General features: G+C 68.6%; 14 protein-coding genes. All 14 read left to right on the top strand.

Translation table 11 applies throughout. The annotated features are described in order from the left end of the window. The first annotated feature begins 26 nt into the window (after window positions 1-26). The 14 genes from EL266_RS10480 (at window position 27) to sufC (ending at window position 16086) form a co-directional block, all read left to right on the top strand. Window positions 27-1022: a LacI family DNA-binding transcriptional regulator gene (locus EL266_RS10480; RefSeq protein ID WP_026427585.1), complete on the top strand. Its 996-nt coding sequence runs from the start codon at window positions 27-29 to the stop codon at window positions 1020-1022. An 87-nt stretch (window positions 1023-1109) separates the two neighbouring features. Next, a complete protein-coding gene (locus tag EL266_RS10475) occupies window positions 1110-2393 on the top strand; it encodes an ABC transporter substrate-binding protein (RefSeq protein WP_026427584.1) in 1284 nt (427 codons plus the stop codon). Window positions 2394-2469: 76 nt separating this feature from the next. Next, the gene (locus tag EL266_RS10470) at window positions 2470-3375 is read left to right on the top strand and encodes a carbohydrate ABC transporter permease (RefSeq protein WP_026427583.1); all 906 of its coding nucleotides are present in this window, start codon (window positions 2470-2472) and stop codon (window positions 3373-3375) included. A 1-nt stretch (window position 3376) separates the two neighbouring features. Continuing rightward, window positions 3377-4330 (top strand): carbohydrate ABC transporter permease, encoded by a 954-nt coding sequence (locus EL266_RS10465; protein ID WP_026427582.1) that lies wholly within the window; start codon window positions 3377-3379, stop codon window positions 4328-4330. Window positions 4331-4335: 5 nt separating this feature from the next. Continuing rightward, window positions 4336-5247 carry a glycoside hydrolase family protein gene (locus EL266_RS10460; protein WP_026427581.1) on the top strand — a complete coding sequence of 304 codons (912 nt, stop codon included), beginning with the start codon at window positions 4336-4338 and terminating at the stop codon, window positions 5245-5247. Window positions 5248-5505: 258 nt separating this feature from the next. Beyond that, a complete protein-coding gene (locus tag EL266_RS10455; protein ID WP_026427580.1) occupies window positions 5506-6924 on the top strand; it encodes a glycoside hydrolase family protein in 1419 nt (472 codons plus the stop codon). Window positions 6925-7038: 114 nt separating this feature from the next. Then, the gene (locus EL266_RS10450) at window positions 7039-8397 is read left to right on the top strand and encodes an ABC transporter substrate-binding protein (RefSeq protein ID WP_051281340.1); all 1359 of its coding nucleotides are present in this window, start codon (window positions 7039-7041) and stop codon (window positions 8395-8397) included. A gap of 85 nt (window positions 8398-8482) precedes the next feature. Further along, window positions 8483-9361: a carbohydrate ABC transporter permease gene (locus EL266_RS10445; RefSeq protein WP_026427578.1), complete on the top strand. Its 879-nt coding sequence runs from the start codon at window positions 8483-8485 to the stop codon at window positions 9359-9361. A 2-nt stretch (window positions 9362-9363) separates the two neighbouring features. Continuing rightward, window positions 9364-10275, top strand: coding sequence for a carbohydrate ABC transporter permease (locus EL266_RS10440; protein WP_084500983.1), 912 nt, complete (start codon window positions 9364-9366; stop codon window positions 10273-10275). Window positions 10276-10310: 35 nt separating this feature from the next. After that, a complete protein-coding gene (locus EL266_RS10435; protein WP_232012160.1) occupies window positions 10311-11318 on the top strand; it encodes a LacI family DNA-binding transcriptional regulator in 1008 nt (335 codons plus the stop codon). Window positions 11319-11698: 380 nt separating this feature from the next. Next, window positions 11699-12451 (top strand): helix-turn-helix transcriptional regulator, encoded by a 753-nt coding sequence (locus EL266_RS10430; protein WP_034515224.1) that lies wholly within the window; start codon window positions 11699-11701, stop codon window positions 12449-12451. 80 nt (window positions 12452-12531) lie between these two features. Further along, window positions 12532-13971 (top strand): Fe-S cluster assembly protein SufB, encoded by a 1440-nt coding sequence (sufB, locus tag EL266_RS10425; protein WP_026427574.1) that lies wholly within the window; start codon window positions 12532-12534, stop codon window positions 13969-13971. 83 nt (window positions 13972-14054) lie between these two features. Beyond that, on the top strand, window positions 14055-15299 hold the full coding sequence (sufD, locus tag EL266_RS10420; protein WP_026427573.1) for a Fe-S cluster assembly protein SufD: 1245 nt from the start codon (window positions 14055-14057) through the stop codon (window positions 15297-15299). Window positions 15300-15336: 37 nt separating this feature from the next. Next, window positions 15337-16086 carry a Fe-S cluster assembly ATPase SufC gene (gene sufC, locus EL266_RS10415; protein WP_026427572.1) on the top strand — a complete coding sequence of 250 codons (750 nt, stop codon included), beginning with the start codon at window positions 15337-15339 and terminating at the stop codon, window positions 16084-16086. The last annotated feature ends 84 nt before the right edge of the window (window positions 16087-16170 follow it).

Below are 16170 nucleotides of genomic sequence, written 5' to 3'. Positions count from 1 at the left end.
GCGCCAAGCGGATGGGAAGGAGGATCATGGTCACCCTGGCTGATGTCGCCGATCTTGCCGGAGTCTCCACGGCCACCGTCTCCCTGGTCCTGTCCGGCAAGGCCACCGGCCGCGTGGGCGCCCAGGCCTCCCAGCGCGTGCGCGATGCCGCCGAGGAGCTCGGCTACGTGCGTGACGCCCTGGCCGGCGGCCTGCGATCCCAGCGCACCCGCACACTCGGCGTCATCTCCGAGCAGGTCCTGTCCACCCCCTACGCGGTGGCCATGATCGAGGCGATCGTCTCGGCGAGTCGCGAGCTGGGCTGGTCAGTGCTCCTGACCGAGGGGGGCGCGGACCGCGAGCAGACGCGCCAGGTGCTGCGCGAGCTCCAGTCCCGCAGGGTCGATGCCATCGTCTACGCGGCCATGTACCACCAGGAGGTCGAGGTCGATCCCTGCCTGGAGTCCGTGGCCGTGCTCAATGGCTTCGCCGATAGGCCGGGCGTGGCCGGCGTCGTGCCCGACGAGCGCCTGGCGGCCCGCCGGGCCGTGGAGCATCTGCTGGAGCTGGGCCACCGCAGGATCGGACACATCACCTATGACCAGGACTCCACCATCGCCGTCGGGCTGCGGCTCCAGGGATACCGGGAGGCGCTGGAGGAGGCGGGGCTGGACTACCGGGAGGAGCTGGTGGTGCGCGGGGCCAGCGACCCCGCGGGCTCCGAGGCCTGCGCTCACGCCCTGCTCAGCCGGCCCGATCCTCCCAGCGCCGTGTTCTGCTTCAACGACGGCATGGCGGCCGGCGCCTACCGGGCCGCCGCCCGCCTGGGCCTGTCCATTCCAGCGGACCTGTCCGTCATCGGCTTCGATGACCTCAAGCTCATCTCCACCAACCTCGCCCCCGCGCTGACCACGATGCGCCTGCCCCATTACGAGATGGCGGCATGGCTCACCCGGGCGGTGATCGGCAAGGAGACCGAGGGGCGCACGGTGCTCGTCCCCTGCGAGCTCATCGCCCGAGACTCCACCGCACCGCCACCCTGATCCGTCGCGCCTCAATCCCATGCTTCCGGGAGCCGCATCTCCCGGTCGACCCCTCCCATCACCGAGCACACCAAGGAGTGCACTGCCATGCTCATCAACCGCCGCAGCTTCATCGGGGCTGGCGCCCTGGCCGCGTCCGCTACGGCTCTGGCCGCCTGCTCCTCCCAGCAGGGAGCCTCCTCCGGGGGCATCACCCTGTGGACCCACAACGGGGGCAACACCGAGGAGCTCGCCGTGGTCAACAAGGCCGTGGAGGCCTTCAACGCCGCCAACCCCAAGACCACGGTCACCGTCAAGTCCTTCCCGCAGGCCTCCTACAACGACGCCATCGCCTCGGCTGCGGCCGCGGGGGACCTGCCCGACATCCTCGACCTGGACGGACCGATCATGCCCAACTGGGCCTGGGCCGGGTACCTGGCGCCCCTGACCATCTCCAAGGACCTCGAGGGCTCCATCATCGACTCGGCCAAGGGCTACTGGAACGACACCCTGTACTCCGTGGGCCCCTACGACACCTCCCTGTGCTTCCTGGGCCGCAAGTCCGCGCTGGATGCCGCGGGAGCGCGGATCCCCACCATCGACAAGCCCTGGACCAAGGACGAGTTCGACGCCCTGCTCAAGAAGCTGGCCGAGCTGCCCGACTACAGCTACGCCATCGACATGGGCGTGTGGGACACCGCGGAGTGGTGGCCCTACGCCTACGCCCCCATGCTCCAGTCCTTCGGCGGGGACCTCATCAACCGGGATGACTTCTCCACCGCGGAGGGCTTCCTCAACAGTGCCGAGGCCGTGGCCTGGGGGACCTGGTTCCGCAGCCTCTTCGCCGACGGACTGGCCTCGGAGACCCCCGCCACCGACGGGCAGGACTTCCTGCAGTCCAAGGTCCCCATGGTCTACACCGGTGGCTGGAAGGTTCTCCAGGCCCAGGAGGCCTTCGGGGCGGAGGAGGTCGTCATCCTCCCGCCGGTGGACTTCGGCAAGGGCGCGCACGTGGGCGGCGGCTCCTGGCAGTGGGGCGTGTCGGCGACCTCCAAGAACCCCGAGGCCGCCAACAAGTTCATCGAGTTCCTCATGCAGGACGACTACCTCGTGGAGTACTCCAACGCCATCGGCACCTACCCCTCGGTGGACTCGGCCATCTCCGGGACCAAGAACTACGGGGAGGGCAAGCCCCTGGAGCCGGTCCACCAGATCGGCAAGGCCTTCGCCCTGCTGCGCCCGGCGACGCCGGGGTACAAGGTCATCTCCTCCATCTTCGACAAGGCCGCCCACGACATCGTCTCGGGCGCCGATGTCAAGAAGACCCTGGACCAGGCGGTCAAGGACATCGACGCCGACATCGCCTCCAACAACGGCTACAAGGCCAAGTGATGCTCCATCCGTGAGCGCCCCAGCCCGATCCTGGCAGAGGCGCTCCGGGAGCATCCCCAGCATGTCAAGGAGACACATGTCCGCCACCGCTACCCCGCGGCGCTCGGCCGCGCTGCGCAAGGAGGCCAGGATGGCATGGCTCATGTCATCCCCGGCCCTCCTTCTCCTGGCGCTCTTCATGGGCGTCCCGATCCTGCTCACCTTCGTGCTGAGCTTCACCAACGCCAGGCTCATCTCGCCCGATCCCCCCAGCTTCGTGGGGCTGGGCAACTTCACTCGGGCCTTCGCCCACGACCCCACCTTCCTGCGCTCCCTGGGCAACACCGCATTCTTCGCCGCGGTTGTGGTGCCCTGCCAGTCCGGCCTCGCCCTGGCGCTTGCGGTGCTGGTCAACCAGAAGGTCAGGGGAGTGACCGCCTTCAGGACCATGATCTTCATGCCCGTGGTCACCTCCATGGTCGTGGTCTCCATCCTGTGGAGCTTCTTCTACGAGGAGAACGGCCTGTTCAACTCCATGCTCAACACGCTCACCGGCGGTGGGTGGACGGCGATCGCCTGGCTCAACAACCCGGGCTCGGCGATGCCCGCCATCATCGTGCTGTCCATCTGGCAGGCGGTGGGCCTGCACATGGTCATCTGGCTCGCCGGCCTGCAGATGATCGATCCGGCGCTCTACGAGGCGGCCTCCCTCGATGGGGTCAATGCCTGGCAGGAGTTCCGCTACATCACCTGGCCGGGCCTTCACTCCACGATGGTCTTCATCCTGGTGACCATCACCATCGCCGCCCTGGGGCTGTTCGTGCAGGTCGATGTCATGACCTCCGGCGGGCCCCAGGACGCGACCTCCACACTCGTCTACCACGCCGTGCGCAAGGGCTATCGGGAGCAGGACATGGGGTACGGCTCGGCGATCTCGCTGATCTTCTTCATCCTGGTGCTGACCATCTCCCTCATCCAGCGCCGGCTGACCAAGGAGGACTGAGATGACCACCATCTCCTCAGAGCTGCCCGACCTGGAGTCGGCGGTGGACAAGGCGCTCGACACCCCTGGCATCGGGCGGGCGGCCTCCAAGCGGCGCAAGAAGACGCTGACCTACGTCGGCCTGGTCGCGGCATCCTCGGTGGCCGTCTTCCCGCTGCTGTTCATGATGTTCTCCTCCCTGAAGCCCGATTCCCAGATCTTCTCCGACCTGGGCACCATCAGGGCGTTCCTGCCGATCGGGGATCTGAGCCTGGACAACTACGTGGGCGTGTTCCAGCGCGTGCCGGCGGCCCGGTTCCTCATGAACTCGGTGATCGTGACGGTCGGCATCGTGGGCTGCGGCCTGGTGGTCAACTCCATGATCGGGTTCGCCATCTCCCGCATGCGGTGGAAGGGCAAGAACGTCATCCTGTCACTGGTGCTGGCCACCCTCATGGTCCCCTTCGAGACCATCGCGGTTCCCCTGGTGTTCTGGGTGGCCAAGCTGCCGCATGTCTCCTGGGTCCAGGACGGATTCCTGCTGGACCAGAGCCTGCTCAACACCTATTCGGTCCAGATCCTGCCCTTCATCGCCAATGCGCTGGCCATCTTCCTGTTCGCCCAGCACTTCTCCGACATCCCCAAGGAGATCGATGAGGCGGCGCGCGTGGACGGTGCGGGCTGGTGGACGATCTACCGCAAGATCGCCGTCCCCCTGTCGGGGCCGACCTTCGCCACGGTCGCTATCATCACGATGCTGCCGGCCTGGAACTCCTATCTGTGGCCGCTCATGGTGGTTCAGGAGGAGGAACTGCGCCCGGTGAGCGTGGGCATGCAGTACTTCTTCCAGCTCAACCCCGTCTGGGGGGAGATCATGGCCTACGGCACGCTCATCACACTTCCCGTGCTCATGATCTTCGTGGCCTTCCAGCGCTCCTTCGTGGCCTCGCTGGCCGGCACCGCGGTCAAGGGGTGAGGGGCGTGGCACTGTCACTGGCCGACCACTGGGTGTGGGACCACTGGATCGCCGACGACGGCGAGCAGTACCACCTGTTCTTCCTGCGCGCCTCCCGGGCCCTGCATGATCCTGACCGTCGGCACTGGCGCGCCGGCCTCGGGCATGCGGTCTCCGATGACGCGCGCACCTGGCGTCTGATGCCCGACGCCCTGGTCCACTCCGACGGCCCGGCCTTCGACGACCAGGCGATCTGGACCGGCTCGACGATCATCAAGCCCGACGGCTCCCTGCGGGTCTTCTACACCGGCATCTCCCGGGCCGAGGGCGGGATGGTCCAGCGCATCGGCTGGGCGGACAGCGATGACGGCACCGTCTTCCACCGCACCTGCTCCTCGCCCCTGGAGGCGGATCCGCGCTGGTACAAGAAGGCGGGCGAGGACGCGCCCGACGAGCACTGGCGCGATCCCTTCGTCTTCGCCCATGAGGGGAGATGGCACATGCTCATCACCGCTCAGGCCACCGGCGTGGAGCGCAAGCGCTCCGGCGTCATCGGGCACGCGGTCTCCGACGACCTGGAGACCTGGGAGGTGCTGGAGCCCTTGACCCAGCCGGGAGGCTTCGGTCAGCTCGAGGTCGCCCAGTCCCGCTGCATCGAGGGCCGTCACCTGCTGGTGTTCTCCTGCGGGCAGGACATGCAGGCCGAGCCCGGTCCCGGGGGCGTGTGGCTCGCCGAGGGGGACAGCCCTCTGGGCCCCTGGGATGTCGCCTCGGCGCGCTACGTGCGTCTCGAGCACCTCTACGCCGGCCAGCTCCTCCGGCTCAGGCAGGGCCAGTGGGTCTTCACCGGATTCGACGACGGAATCGGCCAGACGCCCTTCGTGGGCTCCGTGCCCGATCCGATTCCCTGGGAGCGGATCGAGCTGATGAGCCGCTGAGGCCGCAATAGCCGCTGGGATGAGCGCATGCGGCGCGAGCCGTGCTCCCGTCAGGGCGGGCGCCACCGACCGGTGGCGCCCGCCCTCGTTCATGGGGCCGCGCGCGTGAGCGGGGCATTCAGGGCTGGGGCCTCCATGCCCGCATGCCCCATACGCGGAGCGGAGTGAAGATGAGTGCGCAAACGCTTGACCAGTGCGATGCTGACCCGCTAACCTCGTGGAGTCCGCAGATCAATCGTTTGACCATCAGGACCTGCCATGAGATCCGAGATCTTCTTCCGCCCGGCGCCCCACTGGGTGGGGGACGTCATCCCCTTCAGTGACGGAAAGCGCCTTTCCCTCTACTACCTCTACGAGCGCCGCACCCAGCCCAAGCCCGGCACGCCCTGGGCCCTGACCACCACCACGGACCTGGTCCATTACGAGGACCGCGGCATCGTCCTGCCCAGCGGGGGGCCGCAGGCGGAGGACCACAACGCCTACACCGGCAGCATCGTCCAGGACGACGAGGGCCTCCACCACCTCTTCTACACCGCGAGCAACCCCGAGCGCCTGGCCGCCGACGGGCGTCCCCTCCAGCTGGTCTCCCACGCGACGAGCCTCGACGGCGAGCACTGGGACAAGCACCCTGAGGACACCTTCGGCGCTCCGGCCGGCTACGACCCCGCCGACTGGCGCGACCCCTTCGTCTACCGCCTGCCCGGCGAGGACCAGTGGTCGATGATCCTCGCGGCCCGCCATGCGCAGGGGGCCGACCGGCGTCGAGGCGTGGTGGCCAGGCTCACGAGCCATGACCTGCGCCGCTGGAGGGTGGAGGCGCCCCTGTGGGACCCGAGGCGCTTCGTGACCCAGGAGTGCCCGGAGGTCTTCCGCATCGGCCAGTGGTGGTACCTCGTCTACTCCGAGTTCACCGACCGCTTCGTCACTCGCTACCGGATGTCCCGCAGCCCCCACGGCCCCTGGACCGCCCCTGCCCATGACACCCTCGATGGTCGTGGCTTCTACGCCGCCAAGTCCGCCGATCTCCACGGGCGCCGCCTCTTCTTCGGATGGATCGCCTCGCGCAGCGGTGCCAGCGATGACGGCCCCTGGCTCTGGGCGGGCACGATGGCCTGCCTGGAGGCGAGCCAGAACGAGGATGGCAGCCTCTCAATGAGCATCCCCACCGAGGTCCTGGAGGCCTACGGCGCACCGGTGGCCGCGACGTCGCCAACCGCTGCGGTGGGCTCCCGGGAGGCCTACGGCGCCACGGTCCTCACCGACGTCCTGCCCGACGACGTCGCGGTCGGTGTGGACCTGTCCTGGGAGCCCGGCACCAGGGAGACGGGCCTCCTGATCAGGACGGATGCCGAGGGGGAGACCGGCTACATCGTGCGCCTGGAGCCCGTGCACAACCGCCTCGTCCTGGACCGCTGGCCCAGGAGGACCGCCGGCGCCGAGCAATGGCATCTCGCCGGGGACATCCCGCACGTCATCGAGCTGGAGCGCCCGATCGACCTGAGCGCGGGCCGCGCTCACATCGACCTCATCATGAGCCACGAGCTCCTCCAATGCTGCGTGGACACAAGGGTCTGTCTGTCCACATCGGTCTACGACCACCCCAGCGGCCGGCTCGGCCTGTTCAGCCTGGACGGGGCGACCACCCTGGCCGGCCTGAGCATCCGCACTCGCACCTGAGCCCTGCCAGGCGGCACGCCGCCCGACCGGCGCATCCCTTCAGCATCACCCCATCCCAACCGCACCACGGCCCCGGCCGCCGAGCCGCCCGGGGCACTTTCGAAGGAGAAAGACATGACCAGTCCCCACCTGAGCCGCCACCAGTTCCTCGGCCTGGCCGGACTCACCCTGGCCGCCCCCGCCCTGGGCGCCTGCGGTGGGAGCAGCGCCGCCCCCTCCGGGCCCGTGACCATCAACCCGAGCGGGAGCATCGAGCCGCGCGAGATCTCCTGGCTCCTCTCACGCCCCGCCAACGGCGCGGTGATCACCACCATGCAGCAGATCGCGCAGGACTACGCCAAGGAGCACGACGGCTTCAAGCTCACCCTGATCACCACGCCGGACCGCCCCTCCTACATCCAGAAGTACGAGACCCTGGCCGCGGCGAACAAGCTCCCCGAGCTCTTCGACACCGATGCCACCCCCTTCGCCCGCAAGCTGGCGAAGAAGCACCAGATGGTCGACATCGCCGCACTCCTGGACAACCTGGGCATCACCAGCACCTACCGCCCCTCCGCCCTGGACTACCAGCGCTTCGACGACGGCTCGCTCTACATGATCCCGCTGGAGTACGGCATTGAGGTCTTCTGGTACAACAAGGCCCTCTTCTCCGCGGCTGGCGCGGACATCCCCGCCAGCCTCGACGACTTCCCCCAGCTGTGCAGGAAGCTCGCCGGCTCCGGGGTCATCCCGATCGCCCTGGACGGCCTGGACGGCTGGCCCCTGGAGCGCTACGTGGCCTACCAGCCCTTCCGGATCGCGGGGGAGAAGTACATCACGACGCTCAAGACCGGCGAGGCCTCCTTCGCCGACGACCCGGGCAGGCGAGCCGCGCAATGGCTCCACGACCTGGGCGAGGCGGGCGCCTTCCAGAAGGGCTTCTCCTCCGTGGGCTACACCGACGCCCAGAACCTCTTCACCTCCGGCAGGGCCGCTATCTACTGCATGGGCACCTGGGAGCTCCCGAGCCTGGCGACGACGGACCTTCCCGCGGACCTCCACAAGAGCATCGGCTACTTCACGCTGCCGACCATCTCCGGCGGCGTCACCGGCGCCAACGAGTACGTCGCCCCCTCGGGCATCGGCGTGGCCGTCAACGCCGCCACCTATGACCCCCTCGTCCACGACTTCCTCCGCTTCGCCCTGGAGCGCTACCCGGAGATGTACGCCGCCACCGGTCTCCTGGGCCCCACGACCACGCCCCCCGTGGTCCCCGACAACGCCCTGCCGATCTATCAGCAGGCCATCGACGAGGCCGCCAAGGTGGAGGGCGCCGCGCTGATGCCCTGGGACACCCAGCTCGACCCCACCACCAACACCACGCTGCTCCAGGAGCAGGTGCTCCTCGTGCAGGGCGATATCACCGTCGATGAGTTCATCTCCACCATGGATCAGGCCCTGTCGACCAACGCCCCCTCCTACTTCAGCGAGTGAGCCCTGCGGGGCGGGGGATCCTCGCCCCGCGGCAGGGCCCCCGCCCCGATCCCCCAATCACTGCTGAGCCCAATGTGAGGTCCTCATGCTTCCTTATCGCTCACGACGGTCCGTGGCCGTCTTCCTGCTCCCGCCGATCCTCCTGTTCGGCGGCGGCGTTCTGCTGCCCATCATCCAGTCCCTCGTCCTGAGCTTCTTCCACTGGGACGGCATCACGCAGATGCGGTTCGCGGGCCTGGACAACTACACCAGGATGCTGGGGCAGGACCCGGTGTTCTGGAAGGCCTTCGTCAATCAGCTCCTCTACCTCGTCATCTGCGTGACGATCCAGATGGGGGTCGGATTGGGGATCGCCTGCCTCCTGCTGACCATCACCCGGGGGCGAGAGGTCCTCAAGGTCCTCCTCCTCATGCCGGCGGTCATCTCCACCACCGCCATCGCCCTGCTCTTCCAGCGCATCTACTCCCTGGATCCCCGGGGCCTGGTCAACTCCGTCCTCGACGCCGTCGGGCTGGGATCCCTGGATCAGGCCTGGCTGTCCAACACCAGCACGGTCCTGGCCGCGGTCTCCGTCCCCGAGGGCTGGCGGTTCCTCGGGCTCTACACCATTATCCTCTACGCCGCTCTGCTCTCGGTGCCCAAGGAGCTGGAGGAGGCCGCCTCCCTCGACGGCGCCGGCGCCTGGAAGGTCTTCACCGCGATCCGCTTCCCGCACATCAGGCCCGTGTGGACCACGACGCTCGTCATGGCCGTCACCTACGGGCTTCGGGGCTTCGACATCCCCTACCTGCTGACCAATGGCGGCCCTGGCCGGGCCTCCGAGCTCGTCACCACCTACATGTACAAGACCGCCTTCACCTCGACCAACTACGGCTACGCCTCCGCGATCTCGGTGTTCATCGTCGTCGAGTGCCTGGTCGCCGTGGGCCTCATCGTCGGGATCATGAGAAGGGGGAAGGACTGATCATGACCACCACCGCACCCACCCTGCCCGGCATCCCGGACAGCATGCCGCGCCAGCACTGCCAGCACCGCCAGCACCGTCGGCGCCGGCTGCGCGCCGCGCAGATCCTCCACAGGCTCCTCCTGGGGCTCGCGCTGGTCATCCAGGTCTACCCGTTCATCTGGCTGATCCTCACCTCCGTGCGCGGCCCCGAGGACTTCGCGGCGGGCAATCCCTTCGGACTGCCCGCATCCCTCACCCTGGACAACTTCGCCCGAGCCATCGAGCAGGGGGACCTGGGGACCACGATCCTCAACTCCGCGATCGTCACCCTGGGATCCTGCGCCCTCATCGTGGTGTGCGGCATGATGGGCGCCTACGCCATCCAGGTCCTGGGCTTCAAGGGCGCCGGGCTGATCCGCGCAATCCTCCTCATGGGGATCGTGGTCCCCGTCCAGATCGCGCTCGTGCCGCTGTTCATCGACTACTCCAGGATCGGCATGCTCGACACCCACCTGTCGATCATCATCCCGCTGGCCGGGTTCGCCCTGCCGATGTCCCTGTTCCTCTTCATGTCCTTCTTCAGCTACATCCCCCGCGAGATCTACGAGGCCGCCTCGATCGATGGCGCCGGCCCCTACCGCATCTTCACCCGCATCACCATGCCCATGTCCCTCAACACCGTCGTCACCGTGGTCATGGTCAACGCGATCTTCATCTGGAACGAGTTCGTCTTCGCCAACACCTTCGTCCTGACCGAGGGGCTCAAGACCGTCCCCCTGGGACTGCAGAACTACATCGGCGCGATGGGCAAGACCGACTGGACCGCGACCTTCGCCGCGGTGACCATCACGATCACCCCGCTGCTCCTGGTATTCCTAGTCCTCAACAAGGCCATGATCTATGGTCTGGAGAGCGGATCGACGAAGGGATGAGGATGAGCCGGGCGGGCGAGGGCCATCGCGTCACCATGCGGGAGGTGGCCCAACGAGCAGGGGTCTCGGTGACGACCGTCTCCCACGTGGTCAACCACAAGACGGAGGCGCGGATCGGCCCCGAGGCGCGTGAGCGGGTGCGCCAGGCCGTCGAGGAGCTCGGGTACCGCCCCAACGCCCTGGCCAAGACCCTGGTCCAGGGGACCAGTCCCTTCATCGGGCTGGTGGCCGACTCCATCGCCTCGACTCCCTTCGCCGGGCAGATCGTCCACGGCGCCCAGGAGGAGGCCTGGAGGCACGGTCACGTCCTGCTGGTGACCAATACCGAGGGCAACCAGGAGGCCGAGGAGCGGGCCATCGCCATGATGCTCCAGTACAACGTGCGCGGCATCCTCTACTCGCGCTGGTACCACCGCGAGGTGGAGGTCCCCCCCGCACTGGGCGAGACCGACTCGGTCCTGGTCAACTGCTACGGCCGGGTGGGGGCGGGCCCCGCCGCGGTCGTCCCCGACGAGGTCGACGGGGGCAGACGGGCGGCAGAGATCCTCCTGAGGCGGGGGCACCGCCGCATCGCCTTCATCAACACCACCACCGCCTCGCCCGCCCGCTCGGGGCGCCTGCAGGGCTACCGGCAGGCGCTGGCCGGGGCGGGCATCCCGGTGGACGAGGATCTCATCCTGGAGGCCAGGCCCGATCAGGAGGGCGGCTACGGGATCGCCGACGACCTGCTGGCCACCGGGGCCACAGGGGTGTGCTGCCACAACGACCGCATGGCCATGGGCCTGTACGACACCATCAAGGAGCGGGGTCTGAGCATCCCCCAGGACCTGTCCGTCGTCGGCTTCGACAACCAGGAGGTCATCGCCGGCCACCTCCACCCCTCCCTGTCCACCGTGGCGCTGCCTCACTACGAGATGGGGGCCGCTGGGGTCAGGGTCCTCCTGGGCCTTCAGGAGGTCCCGGCAGGGGGGATCCTGACCGTCCCGTGCCCGCCGGTGGAGCGCGACTCCGTGGACGGCGCCGCAGCCCCGCCGACCGGCTGAGGCCACGGCGGCCCGTCCCTCTCGACATCCCTCTCGACATCTCCCTCGACATCCTTCCTGATCACCGTGCCCCCTTCGGCGTGGGCGCGCCGCTCCGGGCTGGTGCGCAGCGCGGAACCGGCCCGCGACACGGCCCATAGCAGCAGCCGCCTATTGGTAAGGCCTGCCTGGCCCTCTAGGAGCTTCTATCGTCGGTGGTGTTGAATCCCACCATCGAGATGTGCTCGTGAACTTGCCTGGATGGAATTCGGCAAGCATGATCTTGGTTAAAGTACTCGTGGGGCCACCAGGCGCCCCGCCGCCGGGCGGATCCGAGGGTCATCCGAGGGACGCAGGCCCGGCAGCCGAGCCGGATTACGCGGAGAGGAGCGATGAGAGCCATGGCAGCGCCCGCCGATGACGACTCCACCCGGGCCCGGGTGCTCGATCTCATCGCCGAGAAGGGCCCGGTGTCCGCCGCCCAGCTCGCCAAGGTCCTGTCCCTGACACCCGCCGCCGTTCGTCGGCACATCTCCGCCCTGGAGGACGAGGAGCAGATCGAGGTCCACAGCCCGGCGACCATGGGCAAGCGCGGGCGGGGCCGCCCGGCGCGCCACTACGTGCTCACCGCCACGGCCCGCACCTCCTTCGCCGAGGGCTACTCGGACCTGGCCAACCGGGCGCTGCGCTACCTGTCCCAGGTGGCCGGGGACGGCGCCGTCGACTCCTTCGCAGCCGCCCGCGGCCGCGATCTCGAGCGGCGCTACTCCGGTGCTGTCGAGGCAGTCGGCAAGGACCCGGCCGAGCGGGCCCGCGCCCTGGCCGACGCCCTCACCCTCGACGGCTACGCCGCCTCTGTTCGCGACGTCGGGGACGGCTCCTACGCGGTCCAGCTCTGCCAGGGCCACTGCCCCGTGCGCGACGTCGCCGGAGAGTTCCACGAGCTCTGCGATGCCGAGACCCAGGCCATATCCCGCCTGGTGGGGGTGCCCGTTCAGCGCCTGGCCACCCTGGCCGGCGGGGAGCACGTGTGCACCACTCACATCCCCATCGCCATGCCCGCGCTGCGAAAGCGCGCGGTGCGGGCGGCCAAGGGCGCCCAGGGCCTCAGGCCCCCGGCTGCCGGCAGGCAGGGCCCCGCGGCCACGAGCTGATCCCCGCACACCACCCACGACCTCCACCACCGTCACGACGCGCCACTGCGGCCGTCAATGGAAGGAATTCGATGACTTCGATGACATCTCCTACGACCGAGACCGTGCGCAGCAGCGACGACGAGATTATCGACTCGATCTCGACAAGCTACGACTTCGGCTGGCACGACTCCGATGCGGCCGGGGCCAATGCCAAGCGGGGCCTGGATGAGCAGGTGGTCCGGGAGATCTCCGCCATCAAGGGCGAGCCGCAGTGGATGCTGGACAAGAGGCTCAAGGCCTACAGGACCTTCGAGCGCAAGCCCATGCCCACCTGGGGCGTGGACCTCTCGGATCTGGACATGGACGCCGTGAAGTACTACGTGCGCTCCACGGACCGCCCCGCCAACTCCTGGGATGACCTGCCCGAGGACATCAAGAACACCTACGACCGCATCGGCATCCCCGAGGCCGAGCGCGAGCGCCTCGTGGCCGGCGTCGCCGCCCAGTACGAGTCCGAGGTCGTCTACCACCAGATTCGCGAGGACCTGGAGGCCCAGGGCGTCATCTTCGTGGACACGGACACCGCCGTGCGCGAGTACCCCGAGCTGGTCCAGGAGTACTTCGGCACGGTCGTGCCCGCGGGGGACAACAAGTTCGCCGCCCTCAACACGGCCGTGTGGTCCGGGGGCTCCTTCATCTACGTCCCCAAGGGCGTGCACGTCGAGATCCCGCTCCAGGCCTACTTCCGCATCAACACCGAGAACATGGGGCAGTTCGAGCGGACCCTCATCATCGCCGACGAGGATTCCTACGTCCACTACGTCGAGGGCTGCACCGCCCCCATCTACTCCACCGACTCCCTCCACTCGGCCATCGTGGAGATCGTGGTGAAGAAGAACGCCCGCGTGCGCTACACGACCATCCAGAACTGGTCCAACAACGTCTGGAACCTCGTGACCCAGCGCGCCACCTGCGCCGAGGGCGCCACCATGGAGTGGATCGACGGCAACATCGGATCCAAGCGCAACATGAAGTACCCGGCCGTCTTCCTCATGGGACCCCACTCGCGAGGCGAGGCCCTGTCCATCGCCTTCGCCGGGGAGGGCCAGCACCAGGACACCGGCGCCAAGATGGTTCACATGGCGCCCCACACCTCCAGCCACATCGTCTCGAAGTCCGTGGCCCGCCACGGGGGCCGCTCGGCCTACCGGGGCTTGGTGCAGATCATGAAGAACGCGCGCCACGCGAAGTCCAACGTGCTGTGCGACGCCCTGCTGGTCGACGAGGTCTCCCGCTCGGACACCTACCCCTATGTGGATGTGCGCAACGACGACGTCGAGATGGGCCACGAGGCCACCGTCTCCAAGGTCAGCGCCGATCAGCTCTTCTACCTCATGCAGCGCGGGCTGAGCGAGACCGAGGCCATGGCCACGATCGTGCGCGGCTTCGTGGAGCCCATCGCCCGCGAGCTGCCCATGGAGTACGCCCTGGAGCTCAACCGCCTCATCGAGCTCCAGATGGAGAACTCCGTGGGCTGAGCCCCGCCGGCCACAGCCCAGACCCCAGGACCATCCACCCGGATCATCACCCGTCGCGGTATCCCCGCGGCAAGGAGCCATCAATGCCTGACCTGTCCACCGACCACTCCGGCGCGCAGCTGGATGGCGCCCACTCCCACGGCGCCGCCCAGGGCCCCGGCCCGCGCTACGTCTCCTCGCGCGCTGAGCGCCCCACCTCCTTCGACCCCGCGCAGATCCCTGTTCCCGGTGGCCGGGAGGAGGAGTGGCGCTTCACCCCGATGAGGCGCTTCGCGCCCCTGTTCGACCTTGATGCCGTGGCCATCGGCACCGCGGCCGACGCCCTGCGCGTGGAGACCGACCTGCCCGCCGGGGCCATGGTGGAGGTCGTGGACCGCCACGACCCCCGCCTGGGCACCATCGGCGCCCCCGTCGACCGCAGCGGCGTGACCGCCTGGGCCGCCTTCACCAGCGCCACCGTCGTGACCCTGAGCGCCGGAGCGCGCCTGGAGCGGGCCGCGCGCCTGGACATCATCGGCCAGGATGAGGAGCTGGCCCACCCCACCGCCCAGCACCTCCACATCGCCGCGCAGGCGGGCTCGGTCGGCACCGTCGTGCTGGACCACACCGGGACCGCCGCCCTGACCCAGGGCGTGGAGATCGACGTCGCCGATGGCGCCGAGCTGACCGTGGTCAGCATCCAGGGCTGGCAGCACCGCTCCGTCCACGCCTCCAACCACCGCGTGCGGGTCCAGGGCCGGGGCGTGCTCAAGCATGTCGTGGTCTCCCTGGGCGGGGACGTGCGGATCTGCCCCGACCTGGGCTATGCCGGCGAGGGCGGGCGCATCGACGCCTACGGCGTCTACTTCACCGACGCCGGCCAGCACCAGGAGCACCGCCCCTACGTGGCGCACACCGAGCCCCACTGCTACTCCCGCGTCACCTACAAGGGCGCCCTTCAGGGCGAGGGGGCCCATGCCGTGTGGGTGGGGGACTGCCTCATCGGGGCAGGGGCCCGGGGCACCGACACCTACGAGCTCAACCGCAACCTGGTGCTCACCCCTGGGGCCAAGGCCGACTCCGTGCCCAATCTGGAGATCCAGAACGGCAATATCGAGGGGGCGGGCCACGCCAGCGCCACCGGGCGATTCGACGACGAGCAGCTGTTCTACCTGCGCTCGCGCGGCATCACCGAGACCGAGGCCCGCCGGCTGGTGGTCCTGGGCTTCTTCAACGAGATCGTCGCCGAGATCGGCGTGCCCGAGGTCGAGGAGCGCCTCATGAGCGCCATCGAGCACGAGCTCCAGCTCACCGGCGTCATCGCCGCGCGCACCGACCAGCAGGGCTGAGCCCACCCCACGAACCGTACAAGCCGAAAGCACATCCATGAGCACCCTTGAGATCATCAACCTCCACGTCCAGGTCGAGAGCAATGACGGACCCAAGCCCATCCTCAAGGGCGTGGACCTGACCATCGACTCCAACCAGGTCCACGCCATCATGGGCCCCAACGGCTCGGGCAAGTCCACCCTGGCCTATTCCATCGCCGGCCACCCCGACTACGAGGTCACCGAGGGCAAGGTCCTGCTCGACGGCGTTGACCTGCTCGAGCTCAGCGCGGACGAGCGCGCCCGCGCCGGCCTCTTCCTGGCCATGCAGTACCCCGTGGAGGTTCCCGGGGTCAGCGTCGCCAACTTCCTGCGCACCGCCAAGACCGCCATCGACGGCCAGGCCCCGAAGGTCCGCCAGTGGGTCAGCGAGGTCAATGCCGCCATGGAGCGCCTGCGCATCGACCCCTCCTTCTCCCAGCGCGACGTCAACACGGGCTTCTCCGGCGGGGAGAAGAAGCGCTTCGAGATCCTGCAGATGGAACTGCTGCGCCCGCGCTTCGCCGTCCTGGACGAGACCGACTCGGGCCTGGACGTCGACGCCCTGCGCATCGTCTCCGAGGGCGTCAACCGCCTCCACGCCGAGTCCGAGGCCGGCTTCCTCCTCATCACCCACTACACGCGCATCCTGCGCTACATCAAGCCCGACTTCGTCCACGTCTTCGTCGACGGGCGCGTGGCCGAGGCCGGCGGCCCCAACCTGGCCGAGCGCCTGGAGGAGGAGGGCTACGACCGCTTCCAGGCCTGAGCGCTCGTCCCGGGGCGCACCGCGCGCCCCGGGACGGTCCCAGACTCACCGTGAGCAGACCGTGCCACGCCCCATCGCCCGGAA

It is taken from the genome of Actinomyces slackii (genome assembly GCF_900637295.1).
GTDB classification, from domain to species: Bacteria; Actinomycetota; Actinomycetes; order Actinomycetales; family Actinomycetaceae; genus Actinomyces; species Actinomyces slackii.
This window is presented reverse-complemented; position numbering and strand designations above follow the sequence as displayed.

Excerpts from the sequence above, each read along its gene's own strand:
- EL266_RS10480 (WP_026427585.1), top strand. The coding sequence starts at position 27 with ATGGTCACCCTGGCTGATGTCGCCGATCTTGCCGGAGTCTCCACGGCC.
- EL266_RS10475 (WP_026427584.1), top strand. The coding sequence starts at position 1,110 with ATGCTCATCAACCGCCGCAGCTTCATCGGGGCTGGCGCCCTGGCCGCG.
- EL266_RS10470 (WP_026427583.1), top strand. The coding sequence starts at position 2,470 with ATGTCCGCCACCGCTACCCCGCGGCGCTCGGCCGCGCTGCGCAAGGAG.
- EL266_RS10465 (WP_026427582.1), top strand. The coding sequence starts at position 3,377 with ATGACCACCATCTCCTCAGAGCTGCCCGACCTGGAGTCGGCGGTGGAC.
- EL266_RS10455 (WP_026427580.1), top strand. The coding sequence starts at position 5,506 with ATGAGATCCGAGATCTTCTTCCGCCCGGCGCCCCACTGGGTGGGGGAC.
- EL266_RS10450 (WP_051281340.1), top strand. The coding sequence starts at position 7,039 with ATGACCAGTCCCCACCTGAGCCGCCACCAGTTCCTCGGCCTGGCCGGA.
- EL266_RS10445 (WP_026427578.1), top strand. The coding sequence starts at position 8,483 with ATGCTTCCTTATCGCTCACGACGGTCCGTGGCCGTCTTCCTGCTCCCG.
- EL266_RS10440 (WP_084500983.1), top strand. The coding sequence starts at position 9,364 with ATGACCACCACCGCACCCACCCTGCCCGGCATCCCGGACAGCATGCCG.
- EL266_RS10435 (WP_232012160.1), top strand. The coding sequence starts at position 10,311 with ATGCGGGAGGTGGCCCAACGAGCAGGGGTCTCGGTGACGACCGTCTCC.
- EL266_RS10430 (WP_034515224.1), top strand. The coding sequence starts at position 11,699 with ATGGCAGCGCCCGCCGATGACGACTCCACCCGGGCCCGGGTGCTCGAT.
- sufB (WP_026427574.1), top strand. The coding sequence starts at position 12,532 with ATGACATCTCCTACGACCGAGACCGTGCGCAGCAGCGACGACGAGATT.
- sufD (WP_026427573.1), top strand. The coding sequence starts at position 14,055 with ATGCCTGACCTGTCCACCGACCACTCCGGCGCGCAGCTGGATGGCGCC.
- sufC (WP_026427572.1), top strand. The coding sequence starts at position 15,337 with ATGAGCACCCTTGAGATCATCAACCTCCACGTCCAGGTCGAGAGCAAT.